We start from the raw sequence: 1,027 nt of genomic DNA on the forward strand, positions 1-1,027 counted from the left end.
CGTTGTTTACTCATTGAACACCTCTGTCTCAGGCAGCGACTTTACCACCTAAATTGGTGTCCGGGATTAGTAGACCACTACACTAGCATTACGGTGTTGAGAAGGAATTTCTGGGCCACATCCAGACCGTCACGAACCGATCCTATCCTATTGCAAAGCATGTAGAAAAGACAGTGGGGTTCGATCTGGGTCTGCAGCAGTTTGCGTTCAGATAGCAGAATTTCTGTTGCCGGGTCGAGTGCAGACTCTTGACATGTCACCTGCAACTGTCTGACACGCCTGATCTCCATAGTAGTTGTTGGAGTAGTTGCAATCCACACAAGGGGCTTGATGATATTTGCCCCCCCTAAATAGCCTATCTATTATCGCGATAATAGTTTTCATATTCCCCTCCTGTGCTCTGAATAACTGATAGCGTAACACAGCGGGAGAAATGTAATAAAATAGTCTTTTTCACTAAGCTAAATAGCCTGCCCCTATGAAAATATTCCTGCACTTATTCCGGCTGCAGTTCTGCTTGACTTTATAACCAGGAAAAAGGAAACAGATCTGAGAGTTTGGAACTGTACCTGCTAAAAAAAGACCAACGCAAAGGGCTGCACTGCAAAGCATGATAATGTGGACAGTAGCTCCTGAGGTGTCCCGGTTTAAGGTTTTGGCTTGTTAGCAAGTCTTAGGCTCCTCGACACATTAAAAGCCCCGGGATTGCCAGGGCTTTCGTTGGTATACAGGCTCAACAACATTGTGGATTAATTATCAGCCTGCATACACCATCCTCAGTTGTTGACGTTTAAATTATTCAAACTTAACGCCAGACTCCCCATTGCCCAGTTGTGCCTGGCTCCTCACCTCTTGTCCACCAGCCTGCTGTCCATGTTTTTCCACTGTGAGTTACCACATCACCCGAAGTATAGACCTGACTACTATCCCACTTTTGAACTGTAGGGTCTGTGGGATCAGTGGGATCAGTGGGATCAGTGGGATCAGTGGGATCAGTGGGATCAGTGGGATCAGTGGGATCAGTGGG

General features: G+C 46.6%; 1 protein-coding gene. It reads right to left on the reverse strand.

Annotation, left to right across the window (positions count from 1 at the left end; genetic code table 11):
• Positions 1-805: 805 nt before the first annotated feature.
• On the reverse strand, positions 806-1,027 hold a 222-nt coding region (locus tag Q1A48_RS22050), incomplete at its 5' end, for a carbohydrate-binding protein (RefSeq protein ID WP_366523467.1).

Source organism: uncultured Microbulbifer sp. (assembly GCF_947489355.1).
In the GTDB taxonomy this organism is placed as follows: Bacteria; Pseudomonadota; Gammaproteobacteria; order Pseudomonadales; family Cellvibrionaceae; genus Microbulbifer.